This window comes from Candidatus Thiosymbion oneisti (assembly GCF_900092655.1).
GTDB lineage: Bacteria > Pseudomonadota > Gammaproteobacteria > Chromatiales > Chromatiaceae > Thiosymbion > Thiosymbion oneisti.
In genome coordinates, this window is record NZ_FLUY01000713.1 from 1 (window position 1) to 1,615 (window position 1,615).

Below are 1,615 nucleotides of genomic sequence, written 5' to 3' on the forward strand. Positions count from 1 at the left end.
CTCCCGCGGGTCACCGAGCTTGCTGATGCTCCGTAACCGGTTTTCAATGTCGAAGAAGCTGCGCTGGCCCATGGTTCACCCGGCGATGAGCATTCTTTTTGGACTGGCAGGATGTTACCCTCGGCTAGCCCCCTAAGCAGTAATTTTGCAAGGTGCCCTTAAGCCCCTTATTTTTTGCCGCAAATAGACGCAAATTTAAGCAGTGATCTTCATTTGCGTTCATTCGCGTTCATTTGCGGCTGAATCCTTCGGCAAGCAGTTAAGACCAAGGTATCTTGATTTTTTAGACAGTCTCTAAGGCTATGCAGGCCGGTGAGATATGCGGGTTAATGGTACTCATAGACCTCGAACAAAATGTTTACTCAGTGTGAGCCCTTGATTGTAATATGACGATCCAAGCTCCCTGCCGTATAGGCGGTCCGGTACCTGCATCATTCTTTCGTATATCATCCTCGCTACAATTTGCCCATGTTGCAGAGAAAAGGGCACATAGTGAGCCCTTACTTCGAGAACGGCGCGCACTCCCTGGATGTTACCATCACCGAACCCGGGATCGAAAAAACCGGCGTAATGAGCCCTGAACTCCCCAATAACCGGATCGAAGGCAATCATCTCGGCGGCGTAATCGGGTGGAATCCTGACCAACTCTTTGGAAGCAAGGATGTAGAAGTGATTTGGCTCGATTATGATTCGGCCGTCCATTGGCCTTTCTATCGATTTCCAGAATTTCTCGGTCTCGTAGTGGTTCGTCTTACTAATATCGATCACAGCGGAAGTACTTCTCGCAATGTATCCGACAGGTCCCGAATCATTGCCTAACTCAAGGTCTATTGAAAGCGTAAGCCCCTTATCGACGTTCGCGTCAATGACGATACCGTCATTGGCATAGACCAGTCCTTGGCTTTTATGGAGGTCGCGAATACTCCTGTCCGACGGAGATGGGGAACCGACAACAAATCGTAACTGATTCAGCGTGGCTCCATGATGAACGCGGACCGAAAAGGATCGCGGAGAAATCTCTGCATACAAGGGCCCTATGTAGGCTTCCGGGACGCGATCAAACTCCATGCCATAATCCGTAATCAGCCTGGTGAAGATATCCAATCGCCCGGTACTGCTCTTCGGATTGGCTTTTCCGGATACTTTCTTCGGAAGCCTCATCCGTTCCATAAGGGGTACTATATAGACGTGGTCACGCTCGAATATTTGCGGAGACGAAAGGTCGAGCTCGACGACGTCGTCCCCTTGCTGCTCCAGGCAGGCGAGGACAGTGGATTTCGGGCCTGGTAAGAAACCAGCCCTGACGCGGTACGCCCGTGTCCCCAACCTGAGATCCAAACTCGATGGCTGTAGTTGGACCGGCTCGATTGGCCGATCCGGTAATACGTACCCTTGGTCAATGGCATTTTTGATCTGTTGTGCCGCCATTACGCCTGTAGACTTCGCTTCCGTATCTGGAAAGAGTTCTAGGTTGGGGTTTGCCATAGCGATGAACACATAACAAAGGTTTTATCGAAAACACTCCGCGCGCTCTGTGTCTTAGAGGCTGTCTAAAAACTAACCTATTGATTTTCTACTGGCATTGATATTCGGCTGGCTCCCCACGCTCCAGCGT

General features: G+C 50.5%; 1 protein-coding gene. It reads right to left on the minus strand.

Features of this window, described 5'->3' with window-relative positions; all coding sequences use genetic code 11:
* Window positions 1–336: 336 nt before the first annotated feature.
* A complete protein-coding gene (locus BQ17_RS07865) occupies window positions 337–1,485 on the minus strand; it encodes a 2'-deoxycytidine 5'-triphosphate deaminase (protein ID WP_089725903.1) in 1,149 nt (382 codons plus the stop codon).
* Window positions 1,486–1,615 lie beyond the last annotated feature (130 nt).